Below are 1,174 nucleotides of genomic sequence, written 5' to 3'. Positions count from 1 at the left end.
GAGGAGGTGTTGCGCCTGGTGGGCGCGCACCTGGGCTCGCTGGCCGCAAGGGACCTCAAACGCCGGTGCGCCGACGGTCTGGAGCACTCCGCGGACAGGTGGGCCAAGCGTAAGCGGGACCTGACGGGGGAATCTTCGTCGCGTTGGGCCGGGAGCATCACCAAGGCCACCCACGATCAGTGGGCGCTGTCCAGGCGTGCCCAACTCGCGCACATCCACAGCCTTCAGGCGGGCGTGCAGACGATCGCGCACCGCCTGTCCCTCCCGATCGGGGAGAAGGGGAGCAGGCGGGCGCCGGGCGGCTACCGCAGCGCCAAGGAGCGGTTCGCCAAAACCCGGCGCCTGCAGGTCCTTGAAGACCGGCTCAGTGCCGAGCAGGCCGACCACGCTGTGGGCCGCGTCCGGGTTGTGCGCGGCGGGAAGCGGCTCGCGCGCAACCGGCACAACCTGCATGCCGCCCAGCTCACGCAGGCCCAGTGGCGGCAACGGTGGGAAGCTGAGCGCTGGTTTCTGCAGGCGGACGGGGAAGCGGGCAAGCGGTTCGGCAATGAGACGATCCGCGTCACGCCTGAGGGCGAAGTGTCACTGAAACTGCCTGGTCCGCTCGCCCACCTGGCCAACGCCCCGCATGGCCGGTATACGCTCACCGGCGCTGCCCTCTTCCACCACCGCAGCGACGAGTGGGCCGACCGCATCACCACGAACCGGGCCGTGGCCTACCGCATCCACTACGACACAGGCCGCTCCCGCTGGTACCTCACCGCCTCCTGGACCATCCCACCAGTCACCACCATCCCCCTGTCCCACGCCCGCACCGGCGGTCTGATCGGGGTCGATACGAACGCCGACCATCTGGCCGCCTGGCGGCTGGACGCGCACGGCAATCCGGTCGGCGAACCCCGCCGGTTCGTCTACGACCTGTCCGGCACCGCGCACCATCGTGATGCCCAGGTACGGCATGCACTGATCCGGCTCCTGCACTGGGCGAAACGCCACAGGGTGTCGATCGCGATCGAAGACCTCGACTTCAGCGCGGACAAAACCCGCGAGAAACACGGCCGCAGGAAGCGGTTCAGGCAGTTGATCTCCGGCATGCCCGTGTCCAAGCTGCGGGCCCGGCTCGTCAGCATGGCGGCCGAACTCGGCATCACCATCATCGCCGTCGACCCGGCCT

At 69.3% G+C, this 1,174-nt stretch carries 1 protein-coding gene; it reads left to right on the top strand.

Going from position 1 to position 1,174, the window contains the following annotated elements:
* A partial coding sequence (locus ACWDA7_RS53125) for an IS200/IS605 family accessory protein TnpB-related protein (RefSeq protein ID WP_450615453.1) occupies nt 1–1,174 on the top strand: 1,174 nt, incomplete at both ends.

Source organism: Streptomyces sp. NPDC001156, from assembly GCF_053598275.1.
The sequence above is the reverse complement of the archived record's forward strand: the minus strand, read 5'-3'. Positions and strand labels throughout refer to the sequence as shown.